Source organism: Lyngbya aestuarii BL J (genome assembly GCF_000478195.2).
Taxonomy (GTDB): Bacteria; Cyanobacteriota; Cyanobacteriia; order Cyanobacteriales; family Microcoleaceae; genus Capilliphycus; species Capilliphycus aestuarii.
Genome location: NZ_AUZM01000005.1, coordinates 86,310 through 103,238 on the forward strand (window position 1 = coordinate 86,310; position 16,929 = coordinate 103,238).

At 40.5% G+C, this 16,929-nt stretch carries 16 protein-coding genes; 8 read left to right on the forward strand and 8 right to left on the reverse strand.

The window, feature by feature from the left end:
• Position 1: 1 nt before the first annotated feature.
• A complete protein-coding gene (locus tag M595_RS32095; protein WP_083492769.1) occupies positions 2-232 on the reverse strand; it encodes a DUF4351 domain-containing protein in 231 nt (76 codons plus the stop codon).
• Between the two features lie 83 nt (positions 233-315).
• On the opposite strand from M595_RS32095, the gene trpD reads away from it, so the two are divergent.
• Positions 316-1,413, forward strand: coding sequence for an anthranilate phosphoribosyltransferase (gene trpD / locus M595_RS03725; protein WP_052001693.1), 1,098 nt, complete (start codon positions 316-318; stop codon positions 1,411-1,413).
• 106 nt (positions 1,414-1,519) lie between these two features.
• On the opposite strand, the gene M595_RS03730 is transcribed toward trpD, so the two are convergent.
• Entirely contained in the window at positions 1,520-1,861 is a 342-nt protein-coding gene (locus M595_RS03730) for an antibiotic biosynthesis monooxygenase (RefSeq protein WP_023064708.1), read from the reverse strand.
• Between the two features lie 73 nt (positions 1,862-1,934).
• Positions 1,935-2,714, reverse strand: a complete 780-nt coding sequence (locus M595_RS03735) for an ABC transporter permease (protein ID WP_023064719.1) — start codon at positions 2,712-2,714, stop codon at positions 1,935-1,937.
• A gap of 53 nt (positions 2,715-2,767) precedes the next feature.
• Here M595_RS03735 and M595_RS03740 point away from each other — a divergent pair, with 53 nt between their 5' ends.
• The 4 genes from M595_RS03740 (at position 2,768) to M595_RS03755 (ending at position 7,189) form a co-directional block, all read left to right on the forward strand.
• Positions 2,768-3,901: a DegT/DnrJ/EryC1/StrS family aminotransferase gene (locus M595_RS03740; protein ID WP_023064645.1), complete on the forward strand. Its 1,134-nt coding sequence runs from the start codon at positions 2,768-2,770 to the stop codon at positions 3,899-3,901.
• 166 nt (positions 3,902-4,067) lie between these two features.
• On the forward strand, positions 4,068-5,744 hold the full coding sequence (locus M595_RS03745; protein WP_023064752.1) for an ABC1 kinase family protein: 1,677 nt from the start codon (positions 4,068-4,070) through the stop codon (positions 5,742-5,744).
• A 275-nt stretch (positions 5,745-6,019) separates the two neighbouring features.
• Positions 6,020-6,418, forward strand: a complete 399-nt coding sequence (locus M595_RS03750; protein ID WP_023064642.1) for a hypothetical protein — start codon at positions 6,020-6,022, stop codon at positions 6,416-6,418.
• A gap of 96 nt (positions 6,419-6,514) precedes the next feature.
• Complete coding sequence (locus M595_RS03755) at positions 6,515-7,189, forward strand: SDR family oxidoreductase (RefSeq protein WP_023064630.1); 675 nt, start codon at positions 6,515-6,517, stop codon at positions 7,187-7,189.
• A 14-nt stretch (positions 7,190-7,203) separates the two neighbouring features.
• Here the strand turns inward: M595_RS03755 and M595_RS03760 are convergent, their stop codons facing one another.
• Together M595_RS03760 and M595_RS03765 are read right to left on the reverse strand one after the other, a co-directional pair.
• Positions 7,204-8,583, reverse strand: a complete 1,380-nt coding sequence (locus tag M595_RS03760; RefSeq protein ID WP_023064741.1) for a hypothetical protein — start codon at positions 8,581-8,583, stop codon at positions 7,204-7,206.
• A 225-nt stretch (positions 8,584-8,808) separates the two neighbouring features.
• Positions 8,809-9,762 (reverse strand): threo-3-hydroxy-L-aspartate ammonia-lyase, encoded by a 954-nt coding sequence (locus M595_RS03765; RefSeq protein WP_023064711.1) that lies wholly within the window; start codon positions 9,760-9,762, stop codon positions 8,809-8,811.
• Positions 9,763-9,902: 140 nt separating this feature from the next.
• Between M595_RS03765 and M595_RS03770 the strand changes: the two genes are divergently transcribed.
• On the forward strand, positions 9,903-10,463 hold the full coding sequence (locus tag M595_RS03770) for a DUF411 domain-containing protein (RefSeq protein WP_023064745.1): 561 nt from the start codon (positions 9,903-9,905) through the stop codon (positions 10,461-10,463).
• Between the two features lie 114 nt (positions 10,464-10,577).
• On the opposite strand, the gene M595_RS30440 is transcribed toward M595_RS03770, so the two are convergent.
• From M595_RS30440 to M595_RS03780, 3 genes are all read right to left on the reverse strand, one after another.
• Positions 10,578-10,808, reverse strand: coding sequence for a hypothetical protein (locus M595_RS30440; protein ID WP_152983527.1), 231 nt, complete (start codon positions 10,806-10,808; stop codon positions 10,578-10,580).
• A gap of 464 nt (positions 10,809-11,272) precedes the next feature.
• Positions 11,273-11,707, reverse strand: coding sequence for a hypothetical protein (locus M595_RS03775; protein ID WP_023064705.1), 435 nt, complete (start codon positions 11,705-11,707; stop codon positions 11,273-11,275).
• A gap of 379 nt (positions 11,708-12,086) precedes the next feature.
• Complete coding sequence (locus M595_RS03780; RefSeq protein ID WP_023064712.1) at positions 12,087-13,883, reverse strand: GAF domain-containing sensor histidine kinase; 1,797 nt, start codon at positions 13,881-13,883, stop codon at positions 12,087-12,089.
• Between the two features lie 830 nt (positions 13,884-14,713).
• Between M595_RS03780 and M595_RS03785 the strand changes: the two genes are divergently transcribed.
• Together M595_RS03785 and M595_RS03790 are read left to right on the forward strand one after the other, a co-directional pair.
• Positions 14,714-15,856: a glycosyltransferase gene (locus M595_RS03785; protein ID WP_040483527.1), complete on the forward strand. Its 1,143-nt coding sequence runs from the start codon at positions 14,714-14,716 to the stop codon at positions 15,854-15,856.
• A gap of 256 nt (positions 15,857-16,112) precedes the next feature.
• The gene (locus M595_RS03790) at positions 16,113-16,850 is read left to right on the forward strand and encodes an undecaprenyl-phosphate galactose phosphotransferase family protein (protein WP_023064631.1); all 738 of its coding nucleotides are present in this window, start codon (positions 16,113-16,115) and stop codon (positions 16,848-16,850) included.
• The last annotated feature ends 79 nt before the right edge of the window (positions 16,851-16,929 follow it).

Genomic DNA, 16,929 nt, shown 5'->3' on the forward strand with positions numbered 1-16,929 from the left:
TTTATTCCCTTAAATTTTCCTGTAACCAATGGGTCAAATCTTGCAAAGATGAAAAATCCAACAACACCTCTGCTAACATCTCCAACTGTTCTAATGAAAGCAATTCAATTTGAGAGCGAACTTGAGGATCAATTTGATTAAACTTTCGGGTTAGTTGACGTAGGATAAGGAAATTGGGCGCAAGCCTTACGCCCCTACATTGATTGGGATTTGTAGATATTTTTAGTCTGATTAAATTTTTAAAATTCTCCCGGTTGACAGAATTAACAAAGAAAGTACCCCGTTAACGGTACAATTAATCATCAGGTTGTCAAAATGCCGATTAGATTTAATAATCCTGAAATGACTGTCACTGCTTCCCCAACTCACGATACTAACTTCTGGCCGAATTTACTGCAACAACTCCTCGACCGTGACTCCCTCTCTGTCTCCCAAGCCTCAACGTTAATGCAGGGATGGCTAAACGAGGAAATTCCCCCAGTGCTTTCGGGTGCAATTTTGATGGCGTTACAAACCAAAGGCGTCTCCGCAGAAGAATTGGCGGGAATGGCTTCTGTTTTGCAGTCTCAGTCGGCGTCGGCTTCAACATCTGTTGAAATACCGAGTTCTCCCTATCGTATTATTGATACTTGTGGGACCGGGGGAGATGGCGCTTCTACGTTTAATATTTCGACTGCTGTGGCGTTTGTGGCTGCGGCTGCGGGGGTTCCCGTCGCCAAACATGGGAACCGTTCCGCTTCGAGTAAGGTGGGTTCTGCTGATGTTTTAGAAGCTCTAGGAATTCAGTTAAATTCGCCCTTTGAAAAGATTACTTCGGCGTTAACAGAAGTGGGAATTACCTTTTTATTTGCACCGGGTTGGCATCCGGCGATGAAGGCGGTTGTTCCGCTTAGAAAAACGTTAAAAGTCAGAACGGTTTTTAACTTGTTGGGGCCGTTAGTTAATCCTTTAAAACCATCGGGTCAAGTGATGGGTGTTTATGATTCTAATTTACTCGAAACGATTGCCGAAGCTTTGGGAAAATTAGGGTTAAAACAGGCGATTGTATTACACGGACGAGAAAAACTCGATGAAGCGGGGTTGGGAGATTTAACGGATTTGGCAGTATTATCGGAAGGAAAGGTCGAAAAAGGAACAGTTAACCCGCAAGAATTGGGCTTAACTTCGGCAGAAATAACCGCTTTAAAAGGCGGGGAAGTTGCGGAAAATGCGGAAATTTTACAAAATGTTTTACAAGGAAAAGGAACACCTGCTCAACGAGATGTCGTGGCTTTAAATGCGTCTTTAGCGTTACAAATTAGCGGTTTTGTGCCGATAGGAGATCATGTTTCTGGACTGTCTGTTGCTCAAGATATTATCAGCAGTGGTGCGGCTTGGTCGAAACTCGAACAGTTAGTTAAATTCCTGAAGTAGCGTGTATTTTGATTCGGAGAACTCACCACTAAATAGAGAATTTGTATTAGGACGCAAGTAAGAGCGTCCCTACAGGTGTTTTAGAAGTCTGAAGGATATTGAAAATTTATCCTTCTTCGCTGGCTAATTCTTGAGGATGAACTTCGCTACAAACTTCATAAAAAGAGGTTTTGGGTGCTTTGGCAAATAGATGCGCCATTTCATTCATAATGGCTTCATAGACATCGCTATGATTTTCATCCATATCGTCTATATTTTCCCAAAAAATAATCGCAATTCCTTTATCGGTTCCCGGTTCTTGTAACAGATAAGACCCTTTAAACCCTTTTGTATAAGTCGAAACCGCTTTTTCAAACAGTTGTTCAGCTTCATCAAACTTACCGGGTTTAAATTCACCAATCGCCACGTAAGCATATTTATGTTTGAGAAAATCTAGGAATTCTGACATTTTTAATCCAAAAGAATGACGGTTACTGGTATTTTAGATGACTAGATTTGATTAGATTAAATCTAGCCAATCCTTAACGTTTTTGCAATTGCGCCTCAGCGTTAAAAAACTGACGACAAATGCCTGTACTCAAAACTAGAATAGCAATCAAGTTCGCAACTGTGATCATCAATAAAATCAAAATTTGATAGGACACTGCATCCAACGGATTCACCCCAACGAGCAACTGACCTGTTAGAATACCCGGAAGCGTTGCAATTCCGACAATTGTCATAGAATTCAGTGTAGGAAGCAACCCCGCCCGCATCGCCTCTCGACGGTAGGGTTTGAGTGCTTGAGTCGGAGTCGCCCCTAAACTCAGATGAGTTTCAATCTCCACCTGTGAACGGTTCAACATCGTGACTAAACGTTCCCCCGCGATCGAAGCCGCATTCATGGCATTGCCCAAAATAACCGCCAATAACGGAATCAGATATTGAGGACTATACAACGGTGTCGGCTGAATTACCAATAATTGAGCATAACCGACAATCAATACCGCACTCAACCCCAAGGAAGCCCAAACCCACGGGAAAAGTCGAGGAACTTTTTTGCTGATGCGGTTGCGGGTGACAACGGTAACAAGCGTTAACATTAACAGCCCAAAGGCTAAAACCAGCCCAGGGTTAGGTTGATCGGGATCGAGAACCACGGCTAAAACATAACCCGCAACCGCTAACTGGACAATTGTTCGCGCCGTCGCGAGAAGAAATTGCCCCTCTAAGCCTAATTGCTGCCAAAATGATAAAGCGATCGCAATGACAATCAGTCCCAATGCTAACGCCAAGTCTGTAAAATCTAAGGGAATTAACAAAGCTATTCACTGATAACAGATAACTAATCTTAGATTTTAAGGTGGTGTGAAGCGTGAACAAAATCCCTCCTCTCGATCTTAGTCAACAGTACAAATTAATTGCACAGGAAGTCAGTCTCGCCGTTGGAAAGGTTTTAGCCTCGGGTTACTATATTGGGGGATCTGAGGTTGAACAGTTTGAACAACAGTTTGGTGAATACATTGGGGTTTCTGAGTGTATTGGCTGTAACTCCGGTACCGATGCGTTATTTCTCGCCCTCCGTGCCCTCGATATAGGCCCGGGTGATGAAGTGATTGTTCCAGCATTTACCTTTATTGCTACCGCAGAAGTGGTGAGTGCTGTCGGGGCGACTCCGGTATTTGTTGATATTGAGGCGAATACGTTTAATCTCGATGTTGACCAGGTAAAATCGGCGATTACTTCTCAAACCAAAGCTATTATTCCGGTACACTTGTTTGGTCAGTCGGTGAATATGACTCGGTTAATGGCAATTGCACAAACTCACCATTTAGCTGTGATTGAAGATTGCGCCCAGGCGACCGGGGCAACTTGGGACGGTCAAAAAGTCGGTTGTATTGGCGATATTGGCTGTTTTAGTTTCTTCCCAACAAAAAATCTGGGGGCTTGTGGAGATGGAGGTGCCGTTACAACTAATGATCAAGCGATCGCCGCTAAAATGCGGATGATTAAAGATCATGGACAGTCGAGTAAGTATAATTCGGCTGTTGTGGGGATTAATAGTCGATTGGATACCCTACAAGCAGCGATTTTGAACGTTAAACTGCGTTATCTTGATCAATGGAATGCTCAACGATCTCACATTGCTAGACGTTATCATCAGCTTCTTGGGGCGGTTCCCGGCTTGACTGTTCCTCAAGAACTCCCGGACGGACAAAGTGTTTGGAATCAGTATACCGTTCGAGTTGAACACCGATCAACAGATTTAATCTTTGATCGAAATGTTGTTCGCGCACAGTTAGCTGAACGGGGAATTAGTACGATGGTTTATTATCCCGTACCGTTGCACTTGCAGTCTCTTTATCAAAATTTAGACTATCAACCGGGTCAGTTTCCTGTTGCTGAACAACTGTCTCAGGAGGTGTTATCGTTGCCAATATTTCCCGAACTGACAACCGTTCAACAAGACTGTGTGATCTACGCGATCAAGGATTGTTTGAGCCAATAGGTAAATTTACTTTCAATCTGGGTGTGTAGTTTTGTATACTGTTAATTAACAAAACGATAACAACAAGATAAACACAAAATTACAGAATAGATCCGCTCAACCTGAGTCGATCTGTCCACTGTAACCCCCCTGTTAAAATTCAGCGTTCAAGAGGAAAAATAAAAGCGTGAGTCCACACCCATTCACATCTGAACGGTGTTATGACCCAAAAGTAATCGCCCAGTATTATCGCCGTCGTCCCTGGCAGGCTATTTGGCGCGCTATTACTGTAGTCTGGTTTTTTGCAGGCTTTGTTTGGGGTCTGTTTTGGGATCGATGGCGCCGACCCGAAGTTGAACATACACCGGAACGAGCGACTCAACTCCGAGAAATCCTAACTTATCTCGGCCCAACATTCATCAAAGTGGGTCAAGCCCTTTCGACCCGTCCTGACTTAATTCGCAAAGACTTTTTAGAAGAATTAACGCGACTTCAGGATCAGTTACCGCCTTTCAATACTGAAGTGGCGATGGCAATTTTAGAAATGGACTTAGACCGAGACATCCAAAGTGTTTTTAGTCAAGTTTCCCCCGAACCTGTCGCCGCAGCTAGTTTAGGTCAAGTGTATCGCGCCCGTTTGCGAACAGGTGAAGAAGTCGCGATTAAAATTCAGCGACCCCATTTAGTTCCCATGATCACCTTAGATTTGTATCTGATGCGATGGGCAGCAGGTTGGATAGCCCCTTGGCTACCGCTCAATTTGGGTCACGATTTGACTTTAATTGTTGATGAGTTTGGAACTAAACTGTTTGAGGAGATAGATTATCTCAATGAAGGTCGCAATGCCGAACGATTTGCGGCTTATTTTAGTGATGATCCGACGGTCAAAGTTCCCGAAATATACTGGAAATATACCAGCACTCGGGTTCTGGTTCTCGAATGGATTAATGGGTTTAAACTGACTGATATTGACAGTATTCAAGCCGCAGGTTTAGATCTCAATCATCTCATTTTCATTGGAGTGACAAGCGGTTTAAGACAACTGCTAGAATTTGGTTTCTTCCACGCTGATCCTCATCCTGGAAATCTATTTGCAATGCCTGATGGTCGCATGGCTTTTATTGATTTTGGCATGATGGATCAGCTAGAACAAGATGTTAAAGAAACCTTAGTGGGTTCTGTTGTTCATCTGATTAATCGAGATTACAACGATTTAGCCAAAGACTTTGTTACATTAGGATTTCTGACACCGGAAACTAATATTACACCGATTGTTCCCTCCTTAGAAAAGGTACTAGGAAATGCAATGGGTGAAAGTGTTCAGGATTTTAACTTCAAAACGATTACGGATAGTTTCTCGGAATTGATGTATGATTATCCCTTCCGAGTTCCCGCAAAATTTGCCCTGATTATTCGCTCTTTGGTAACGCAAGAAGGAATTGCTTTAACGCTTAATCCGGGTTTTAAAATTGTTGATGTTGCTTATCCCTATGTCGCTCGTCGCTTGCTAAAAGGCGAAACTCCAGCTTTACGTCGTCGCTTGATTGAGGTATTAATAAAAGATGGGAAGTTTAACTGGCTACGGTTGGAGAATATGTTAGCGATCGCTCAGTCTGATCAAACTTTTGATATTCTACCCACCGCTCAACTCGGTTTGCAATATTTACTGTCGCCAGAAGGAGATTTTCTGCGCCGTCAACTCATTTTAGCTCTGACTGAAGATGAGCGCTTGCATACTGAAGAAGTCAGTCGGATTTGGAGTTTAGTCGGAAATCATATTAAACCCGCTCGTTTGTTTGATGTTGCTATCGGTGCGATCGCCGATTTTTCGACAGCCCAAGTCGCCGCTTTACGACAACAATAAAAAACTCAATCATAAAATACAAGTTTAAATCGCAAGTTTTGAATTTGGATTTAAAAAACAACTATCCCCTGTTACTGACGCAGGGGAAAATAATGTAATATCATGTTAAAGCCCGTTGTCGTGCAACCGCACTATCTAAAAAGTTCGTCGTTTTGATGTACGCGCATCCAATGACTCGCTGTTTGAAAAGCTGGTAGTTGTACTCAAGCTATCTGTAGTTTGGTGTTAAAGCGCAACAACCATCCTGTAAATTAATATTGAGGAACTCAACACTTATGTATGAAATATCTGATCCGCCTTACGTTATTTTAGTTGTGGGTTTATTTGCAGGAATTACTTCTTGTACTGCTTTTATTACAACTCTCAAACAATTATTAAAAGAATGGTCTAGTAGTCGTTCAACTCGGGTTTTAGCCAATTTGCGAGGTTTTCAATTGTTGCTTCCCTATAGTGGAATTACGGTTGGAATTTGCCTGTTTTTAGCTTCCTGTTTACAAGTTTTTACCTTTTCAGCGATGTTTTCTTACTCTTTTTCGATTCCGTTAACAGTATTGATGGCGGGGTTAGTTTGGTATCAGTTGACTCGGTTACTCATTCAACTCGAACAAAAAGGCACGAAAGGAATAGACTTAGATGATCTGAGTTTAGGAAAGATGATTCCTCAGAAAGACTAATTATAATCAATATTTACTGAGTAACGGATAGGGGGCAATTCATCCATTGCCCTATTAAATTGATCATGTCAATACATTTAATTGGAGTCAAAAACGATGAATTCTCAATCTTCTATTTTTCTCGCAGGCGCTAGCCGAGGTGTGGGTCGAGAAATTGCAAAATGTTTACGCGAACAAGGTAAAATAGTCAAGGCTTTATTGCGTTCGCCTGATACAAAACCCGAGTTAGAAGCAATGGGAATAGAAGTCGTGATGGGAGACGCCCTCGATGCTGAAGCAGTTAAACAAGCGATGTCAGGTTCTCCTATTTCTGCTGTTATTAGTACCATTGGTGGTTTACCGAAAGATGGCGAAAGGGCTGATTATTTGGGGAATAAAAACTTAATTGATGCAGCAGTTAAAGTTGATACCCAAAAGTTTATTTTAGTTTCTTCTATCGGTTCGGGTAACAGTCGCGTTGCTTTACCCCCTCAAGCCTTGGAAACCCTGGGGGCGGTGTTAGTCGAAAAAGAAAAAGCTGAACAACATTTAATCGATAGCGGTCTTAATTATACCATAATTCGTCCGGGTGGATTAAAGTCAGAACCCGCCACGGGAAATGGTATCTTAACCGAGAATTATAGCGTTTCTGGAAGCATTCATCGGGCAGATGTCGCCCAGTTAGCCTGTCGGTGTTTGCAGTCTTCTGCGGCGAATAACAAGGTATTATCTGCACTAGATAAGCAAATGGTTTGGAGTCAAGTTGAGTTTGATGTTCTCAGTTTAGACTAAAGAGAAAATCGGGATTATTCTTTAGCCTGACTTCCCGCTAAACGCGCATATTCGAGATTTTTCTGATATTGTACAACCCGTTCCTGTGCTGCTTTGTAGTTAGAATCATCGGGTTGTACTTGCTTCATGTAATCTATAGCATTTTGCCATTGGGTAGCGACAAATTCCCATTCCGGTTTAGAGTTGGCAGTTTGTACTAATTCCGAAGCATTTGTCGCATTTTCTATGCCTTTTTTAAAGTTTTCATCGGCAACTTTAGGCGTAATAACTTCGGGTTTTTCGGTTTCAATTTTTGGTGAATTTACAACATCTACATCGGGGAGTTCTGTTGCATTAATATTTTCAGATAATTCTGATGACACCAAAGTATTTTCAAAATTAGCAAATGCACTGTAAATATAGTCCCAATTTGTGACAGTTGTGTAAATTAAAACCGTTGACATGAAAGAGAAAAAGACTAAAGCTATAAATTTCAGGACTTTTTGAAATGGAACTCTTGTGCGAATTAAAGACTCGATTTGGTAAAGATATAAACCTGATGTTATCCAAACAATAGTTGCAATAACTTCTAAACTATCCAAATAATTTTGAATACGATTTTGACAACTTGTATCTTCAAATAGAAGTTCTGTTTGACAAGTTTCCCAGGGAATAAAGGGTAAAATAACTAAGACAACAATTGAAATAGACAACAGTAAAACAATTGGCGTATATATTCCTTCCCATAAACTTAAAGGTGTGGGGAACCATTGAAAGGAGCTAGGTGATGATTTACCAAACAAAACCCGTTCTATATATGATAAAATATGATAAAAATACGTTAGAATGAATATTGAACCAATAACGCCAATACCTAAAGCTTGAAAAAACGGCATTAAATCTTCAGAGACGACAGACACAGTTCCCCCAATAATAACTCCCCCAAACGCAACAATTCTAATAACAATAAATAACCATAATATTAATACTATCATCCGTATCCACGAACTTGGATAGGGAAACCAAACAGGCCATTTTAATTGTTTTGATACTGGAGGTTCAGGTTCAGGTTTTTCTAATTCTTTGGTTAAATCAATACGTTCTTTACAAGGTTTTTTAGGGTTTGTCTGGATGCTAGGTTCGATTATGACATATTCAATATATTCTATTGCTAAAATTTTCAAGGCATCATAGATGTATTTTTTAGACGGGTAATTTAGGGGGAATTGAGAATATTCTACTCTAATATTTAGACAATTATTTTTAAGATTAGCATTGTCTTCTATAATAGTAATAATGTCTTCTGATGGCTTAAAACGATTTAAAAGCATTGCAATTGCTTTCGGATTTCCTTGTTTAGCAAATTCCAATAGACGTTGCTGTGCTGTTTGAGATTCTGAATGAGGTAAATTCATAATATTAACGTCCTTAATACTTAAAGATAGATCAGTAAGTTGAACTGAATGATTGTTGATCAAGTTTATAATGCAACAACTTTCTTTGATTGAAACTCACTCATTTCAATAATACCAAGGATCAAAACAGATCACCTCAGTAATTGTACGGAACTATCAAAAACATCCGCTACAGATGACATTGTATTATTCACTGAGATATTAATTAACAGCCTATTAACATGATTAAAAAAGTTGACTAATCTGTTTTAAATCGACATTTCCACCACTAATTACAACCCCAATTCGAGAACCCGGTGCTTTGACAATCCCTTGAAGTAATGCAGCAGCAGCCAACGCCCCCGTCGGTTCTACAACTAACTTCATTCGTTCCCAAACAAAGAACATCGTTTTAATAATATCTTCTTCTGAAACCGTAACCATCTCATCGACATTTTGCAAAATTAATGGAAAAGTTAACTTCCCTAAATAAGACGTTCTTGCCCCATCTGCTATCGTTTGAGGATTTTCTATTTTCTGTAACGTTTTGGTTTGAAAAGAACGAGTTGCATCATCTGCATTTGCAGGTTCAACCCCAATAATTTTACAGTTTGGTGCAAGCTGGCGAGTCGCAATCGCACAACCCGAAAGTAAACCCCCACCTCCACAACAAACCAGTAAAATATCTAATGTTTTTACTTTTTCTAAAAGTTCAAATGCTGTTGTTCCTTGTCCGGCAATAATATCCCGATGATCATAAGGAGGAATAATAGTACAATCTCGTTCAGTTGCGATTTGTTGACATAAAACTTCTCGGGCAATTTCCGAACGTTCATAGAGAATAATTTCCGCCCCATAACCCTGTGTTGCTGATTGTTTGACAACTGGAGCATCTGAAGGCATAATAATAGTGGTAGGAATGTCTAAAATCTGACCCGAACGTGCGATCGCTTGGGCATGATTCCCCGAAGAAAATGTTAAAACACCGCGAGACTTTTGTTGATCAGAAAGTTGAGACAAAGCGTTAAAAGCACCCCGAAATTTAAACGAACCCGTCCGTTGAAAATTCTCACATTTAAAAAAGACTTCCGCCCCCGTTAATTGGTTAACCGTTCGAGAAATAACAACCGGAGTTTGATAAGCATATCCTTGGAGGCGTTGCTTTGCTTTTTGAATATCTGCAAAAACAGGTAAATTCATGATCAAATCCTAATTATAAACTCTAAATTATCAAACCAACATTCGAGAAGGTTACTTTTCCAGTTGGGATTTTACAAGCTATTCTAGAGAAAGAACATCTAAGAAACTAAAATTCATCATTTTTGAGGTTCCAGAAAACTATGTCTACTCAACCTCCGACAAATTGGCTTCAACAACATCTTCGTTCTCTCCTGGCTGGAGTTGCAGGAACGGCTATTATTGCAGGTATAACCGTTGCGGTGTGGAGTCAATCTGCAAATCAGGGGGTCAGTCCTTCTCAAGCGACGAATCCTGGCCAAAATATAGCATCCTCTGCGCTTCCCCTCAATATTACCGTGCATCGCAGTCCGACTTGTGGATGCTGCAAAGCCTGGGTACAACACCTCGAAGCCAATGGCTTTCAAACCACCGATATCGTCACAGAAGACGTGACTGGGGTTAAACAGGAATACGGAGTACCGAGTGAGTTAACCTCTTGTCATACTGCGGTGATTGACGGATACGCAATCGAGGGTCATGTCCCTGCTGCGGATATTAAGCGTTTGTTGGCTGAAAAACCTCAAATCTCCGGTTTGGCTGTCCCCCAAATGCCCATCGGTTCACCGGGAATGGAATCGGGTAATATTAAAGAACCTTTTGCAGTGTTGTCTTTTCGTCCCGATGGCCGTGTAAAAACATTTAATGAATATCAATCTTATTAATAAAATTTTTAGGTTGATTTTTTTGCCTAGAGAATTAATGATCAGAAGCAAGAAAACCGAGAAGGCACACCGAGAGGGATGAGAGAAAAACAAATTCGGTGTTGAGTCCAGATTTTATCGAAAAGGGGGTTGAGTTGTGTATTCTTCTCGACCACAATGAAACAAAATAATCTTGGAATTTTCTTCCTGAGAAACATCTTGCTTGGGTAAAGCGTCCTGAATGCAGTGGGGTTTGGTCTGTTCTCCCCAAAAACCCAATTCTTGTGCCATCACCTTAGATGTCATTAGGCTGAGAAGGGTTACACTGGTGAGAACAAAGCCGAACCTGAATCGATTGAGTTGCATCATTGACCTCCTGTTTTTTGCCGTGAATATCAATCACGAATCCTGAATAAAAGAACACTTTCACTCGCAACAGCAACTCCTTACCAAAGCTGATCAACTGTGGTAGAAAGAGAGTCTAAACAACGGATAAGTTTAAGCTTTTGCGAGTGATTTATCTATCTTCAAGATAACATTCGAGTTCTGAGTTATCCGGAATATTTACAGAGTTATTACAATAAACAAGCGATTGTATTGAGGGGGTTTTCAACTCGGAGTATAGACTAGATGGGGAGACAGTGATCAGCATTTACTACTATTTCTATTTCTTACTTTTTGCCTCTTGTCTTCTAAATTGTGCCTTCAAGACTGGACTCACCATCAACTCTAACAATTTTTTCTTGAGAATAAAACAGTCTTAAAAAATCAGGTTTATCAGTAAATATGACAAACAACTGTCACCAATATTTTGTGCTACTTATTTAATTTTACTGAATATTTTTCAGAAAATTTCGTTCATTAGGATCGAGTGAATCAGGGCTTTCAGCAGATTTTGCTCGTTCAGACTGCTCTTTTAGTCGGTTACTGGCGTGTTCTCTTGCTTGTTCAATGACTTGTTTTCTTTGTTCAGTTTTTCCGATAAAATCTTTTGTCTGATCTAAACCTTTATAGATTTTATCAGCAGCAATTTCAGCTTGATTAGCTCCCGTTTCTAAATCTAATTCTTGATCTTGTTGAGACTGATTATTAATGCCGCCATTCACATGATAGTAATCTGCCTCTGGTGTGAGAGAAGCTGCCAAAGCTGTCGCTGAACTTAAACCATTCAAGTTTGACAATAAAACCCCAAATATTGCCACAAAACCGAATACTTTTATGAACCGCATTCTCATCACTTGAAAACCATAAAATAAACGTTTCATTATTTTCTCCTGAATTTATTGATAATTTCACTTATTAACTTAGAGTAAAATAGATTAGCTTGACATCTATCGCAGGTAGAGTTGTCCCCAATACACTGTGATCAATTGTTCTAATCGTGGAGGAAAAGTCAATAAAAACTCTCCACTCGCACCCCTGAATATTCCCACTGGGGAACTGTTTGGGAGCGCGATCATAATACTGCATTAAATATCCTGAAAATAAGGATTAAATATCTTAGGGTATACGGGATTCAAAGTCTATGGAAAGAATGATCTCTATCAATTTGGGTAAATAAATTATCCCAAGCAGTTAGCTTAACGAAGCAGAAAACTCTCGGAGTGAGCTAGGAATTTTTATTTCTTGAGAGCAGGGAAAATGTCAACCCGCGCGATACTGCACAGCTTTTTCGACTTGAGCTTTCAGACGAACCGTAAACATAGAACCTTGACCCAATTCACTAGAAACCGTGATATCACCTCCCATCATTTTACAGAGATGGCGACAAATCGTTAATCCGAGTCCAGTTCCCCCGTATCTCCGACAGAGTGAATCATCGGCTTGAGTAAAAGCTTCAAACAAGCAGTGTTGGTGTTCAACCGAAATCCCAATTCCAGTATCGCTCAGACAGAATTCTATCCAATCATCCTGGCGATGGATGGTGAGCTTAATTTGTCCGTCTTGTGTGAATTTCAGAGCATTTTCTAATAAGTGATGCAGGATTTTTTGTAATTTACCGAGATCAGTTTGCATGAGTCCTAGATCACGCCCATAGTGAATTTTGAGTTGATTACGATTTTTCTCTGCAACGGAAACGAGGCTTTTGACAACTCCCTTAATAACATTGACCGGATCAAAAATGTCTAGATTTAATGACATCTGTCCGGTTTCGATACGAACTAAGTCCAGAATGCTATCAATGACATGAAGTAAGCGATACCCTTCTTGACGGATGATTTGAACATCTTCGAGACAGTTTAGTTGTCCCTGTTCGAGAACTTCTTCGCAGAGAAGATCGCTATAGCCAATAATCGCGTGAATAGGAGTGCGTAATTCATGGCTAATATTGGCAAGAAAAGTTCTTTTTGCTCTGAGTGCTATTTGAGCTGTATTTTGAGCTTCTTTTAAGGCGTATTCTAGTTTTTGGAATTCATCCGTTTGCGATCGCAGTTTTTGACGGGTTTTTTGAAGTTGGGCGGTTTGTTGATCGAATTTAGCCTGGAGTTTTTCGTTTTGAGTCGAGAGTTGTTTTTCCAAGTGTTGACTTCTGGAACGCTCTAAAGCCAAACTCACTAAGTTAGCTAGACTTTCAAGAAAAGATTGTTCTTCGTCTGTCCACTCAGCCCTTAAATTTGTCCGTTCAACTCTGAGAAATCCAATTTTATGTTGATCCAGTTTGATGGGAATATCTAATACATTTAAAGGTTCTGAAAAATCAATATTCGGAAAGCCGGAAAAAAATAGATGATCTTCTACGGACTGAAGATTTACTCCCGTCCATTCTAGCGAAGATTTTCCTAAATCATTCTGTTTGTAGGACGTTCTTGCATTAGGTTTAAAAAGAGTACAATAGCAGTGATTTACTTGTTCATAACTATTTATTTTTAGCTTATTTGTGGAATGTAAATTGAGATTTAAAGAAGATGGAAAATGGGAATAAAGTAGAGTTTGTGGCGTTAACCACAAGCTGATCCGTTTGACAGATTCTAGAGTCTGGACTGCGGTTTCAGTAATTTGTTGAATAATACTATGGGGATTATTGTAGTGGTGATTGTGTTGACGGAGCAGATGTTCTAAAGCTAAAATTCGACGGTGGGGTTGTTCATTGACCGTAGGGGGAGTTAATTGAGCAGATAAATCTAGATTACTATCGTTAGAAAAATTGAGTGTAGTTTGCTCAAGAGAATCGGTTTTTGTTAGGGGTTGAGCCGATAAATTATCGTCTATTTTTTCTAATAATTGATTGCTAAAGAGGTTAATAGTTGCATCAACTTGTCCAATTTTCCATTCAAGATCGGGAGGTTCTATTTTCATGGAAATGGGATGCAACTGACTCATTGTTTTGAGCCAATTTTTCAAGGTTGCATTTTCACGTCTTAGATGTTCGATTTCTTGATACAAAGAATGATTAACATCCCAGGAAAGTTCTTCATGCGATTGGATTGGATTCAGCATCATGGCAAGGCTTATCTATCTAGTTTTTAGGTTCGATTGTTTGAGGATAGTCGAACTCAGTGATTTGTTTATAAATAGATACACCCTGCTGATCCTCTAACTGTCTAATCAGAATTATCAACATTGTGAGTGAGTTCAAATGAAGAAAGATTCTTGATATTTTTAAGTCAAAGCTCTAAAAAAGAAGATTAAAAATTTAGGAGAAAAAATAGACTTTTCTTTGGGGAAATGTCTAACTGATTGCTCAGATGAGATCTCGTGAGCGTTTTGTCTCCTCTCTAATCGATTTTTTTATTCCATGAGCCTGATTGACTCAGGTCAACTTTTTTGTGCTGATAGTTTAGAGCAATTAACCGAGTAGATGCGTGATTTGATCTAAGATTGTAACCGATATTAACTTTTTTCAGAAAAAATACAGTTGAGTTGTGACTAAACTCTGTGATTTTTTTATTGGGCTGATCTGTAATTCCATCAGTTGAGCGGCTCTACTCACATCACACCCCAATGTTGTTATTCTTACCCGGTATAGAACGGATTACCGTGTCGTTAGATGACCTGAAACAATGACGGACTTGAGTTTGAGCCTCATCAGTTACTTATGGCTATTGTAGCAATTTAACAATCGTTAAACCGTACTTATACCTACGTGTCGAAAATAATTATTGAATTGATTCATAAGATAAATTAAACTATCTGGGCAGAATGTACAGTATTGTGTGTAATGAATTTCACGGCAAAATTTGTCGGTGATCGTAGCCTGATCTGTACGATACAGTAATCGCTATGAGATATTGATGGATACGATCTCTAGCTTAAGCGTCCCCTAATTTGCCGTGCCATTAAAATACGCTCTCGTTCACGAATGGTTAACCCCGAAAGCAACAGGCGGATCTGAGCTGGTTGTGCGAGAAATTCTCAAACACATCGATGCAGATCTGTACGCTTTGATTGATTTTGAGTCAAGCAACCCTCAAAGTTACTTATTCAATCGTCTGATTGGCACAACATTTTTGCAACACTTCCCCCTGGCTCAAAATGGTGTTCAGAAATATCTGCCCTTGCTACCGTTAGCAATCGAACAATTGGATTTGCGAGCCTATGATGTGATTTTATCCTCATCCCACGCAGTTGCTAAAGGCGTGTTAACCAGTCCTGACCAACTGCATATCTGCTATTGTCATACGCCAATGCGCTATGCTTGGGACTTAACCTTTGATTATTTACAAAGCAGTTTGGCAGGTTGGGGGCCACAGGGGATGCTCACGCGGTACTTATTGCATCGGCTACGCCAATGGGACGTGCTATCTGCCAATCGTGTAGACTATTTTATCGCCAACTCCCAACATACGCGGGCGCGGATTTGGCGTTGCTATCGACGACACGCTAGAGTAATTTATCCCCCGGTGGATCTAGAGCGCTTTCAACTTCAGACGGAAAAGCAAGACTTTTATCTAACCGTTTGCCGTCTAGTGAACTATAAAAAAATCTCCTTAATTGTGAACGCCTTCAATCAACTCGGGCGTCCACTGGTGGTGATTGGTAAAGGCCCCCAATTAAATCAAATTAAACAGATGGCTAAATCAAATGTACAAGTGTTGGGCTGGCAACCCGATGAAATCGTTGAACAGTATATGTCACAGGCTAAAGCATTTGTCTATATGGCTTGTGAAGATCTAGGAATGGCTTTAATTGAGGCTCAAGCTTGTGGAACTCCCGTCATAGCTTATGGTGCAGGAGGAGCGCTCGAAACCGTTCGTGATCTTCGTCAATATCCGAACTCAGGAACGGGGTTGTTGTTTTCCCCTCAAACCGAGACTGCTTTAATCGAGGCAGTACAGACGTTTGAGCAACTCAACACCCAGTTTGACCCCCAGAAGATGCAATCCCATGTCACTCAGTTTGAGCGAAAACGCTTTGGACAGGAGTACCTGGAATTTGTAGAACGTTGTCAGAAAAAACAGTTTCCGAAGATTTGACAACAGTATCTTGATAGAGGTCAATACTCCGAAGAAGTCGCGTTCGGAAAAATTTGGCTAAAATGCTTGCATAATTGCGGATTCTGCTCAAAACGAAAAGAATCAAGCAATCATGGGTTATCCCGTTAAACTATTTTCGGGTACGCTCCCCCGAATGACAATTGGACTGAAGACTTTCTTGCACCTTGATTTCGCGCGCAAGGTGTCTGGAAGCTTTATGATCAGGACTGTGTGTGGTGTGAATTGAAGGAGTAAGATGACTGCCAACAGCCAACTCATCTTCGGTAGGGGACTACGACGTGCGTTCACAAGGCGTAGTTTTGTCCCCCTAGTCCGGCAACATCCGGTTCGAGGTTTATCTGTTCTACAGAACCTCAACGGAGAGTTTTTCAAGCGATCGTTCGATATTTTGTTTTCGTTGTCGGTTCTGATCCTGTTTTCCCCAGTTTACTTGCTTCTGGCTCTGTTGATCTCGCTTAGTTCACCAGGGTCAGTGTTTTATGTACAGCAACGAGTTGGCAAGAACCGCAAGTCTTTCGACTGTATTAAGTTCAGAACAATGGTGACAAATGCTGATGAGATGTTGACCCAAATGATGGAGACATCCCCCCATCTGCGTCAAGAATTTCAGGACAATTTCAAACTGAAACACGACCCCCGAATTACCTGGATTGGTCATTTCTTACGAGTGACGAGTCTTGATGAGTTTCCTCAATTTTGGAATGTACTCAAAGGGGACATGAGCGTTGTCGGGCCAAGGCCTCTTGTTGCTGAAGAATTACACAAGTACGGGCGTCACATGGATAAAATTTTAACGATTAAACCCGGAATTACTGGCCTCTGGCAAGTTTCTGGGCGCAATGATATTCCCTATCCTCGACGAGTTCAGATTGATTTGTATTATGTGAATTTCAAAAATTTCTGGACTGACCTGTCGATTATAATTAAGACCATCGGTGTTGTCATTTTTCCCAAAAATAATGGAGCTTACTAGCTTGGTGACAAAGATTCGTTGTCAGTCAATGTAAGCACTTTGATCCGGGTTCGACCGTTTCCCTATTGTGCAGTCGGTT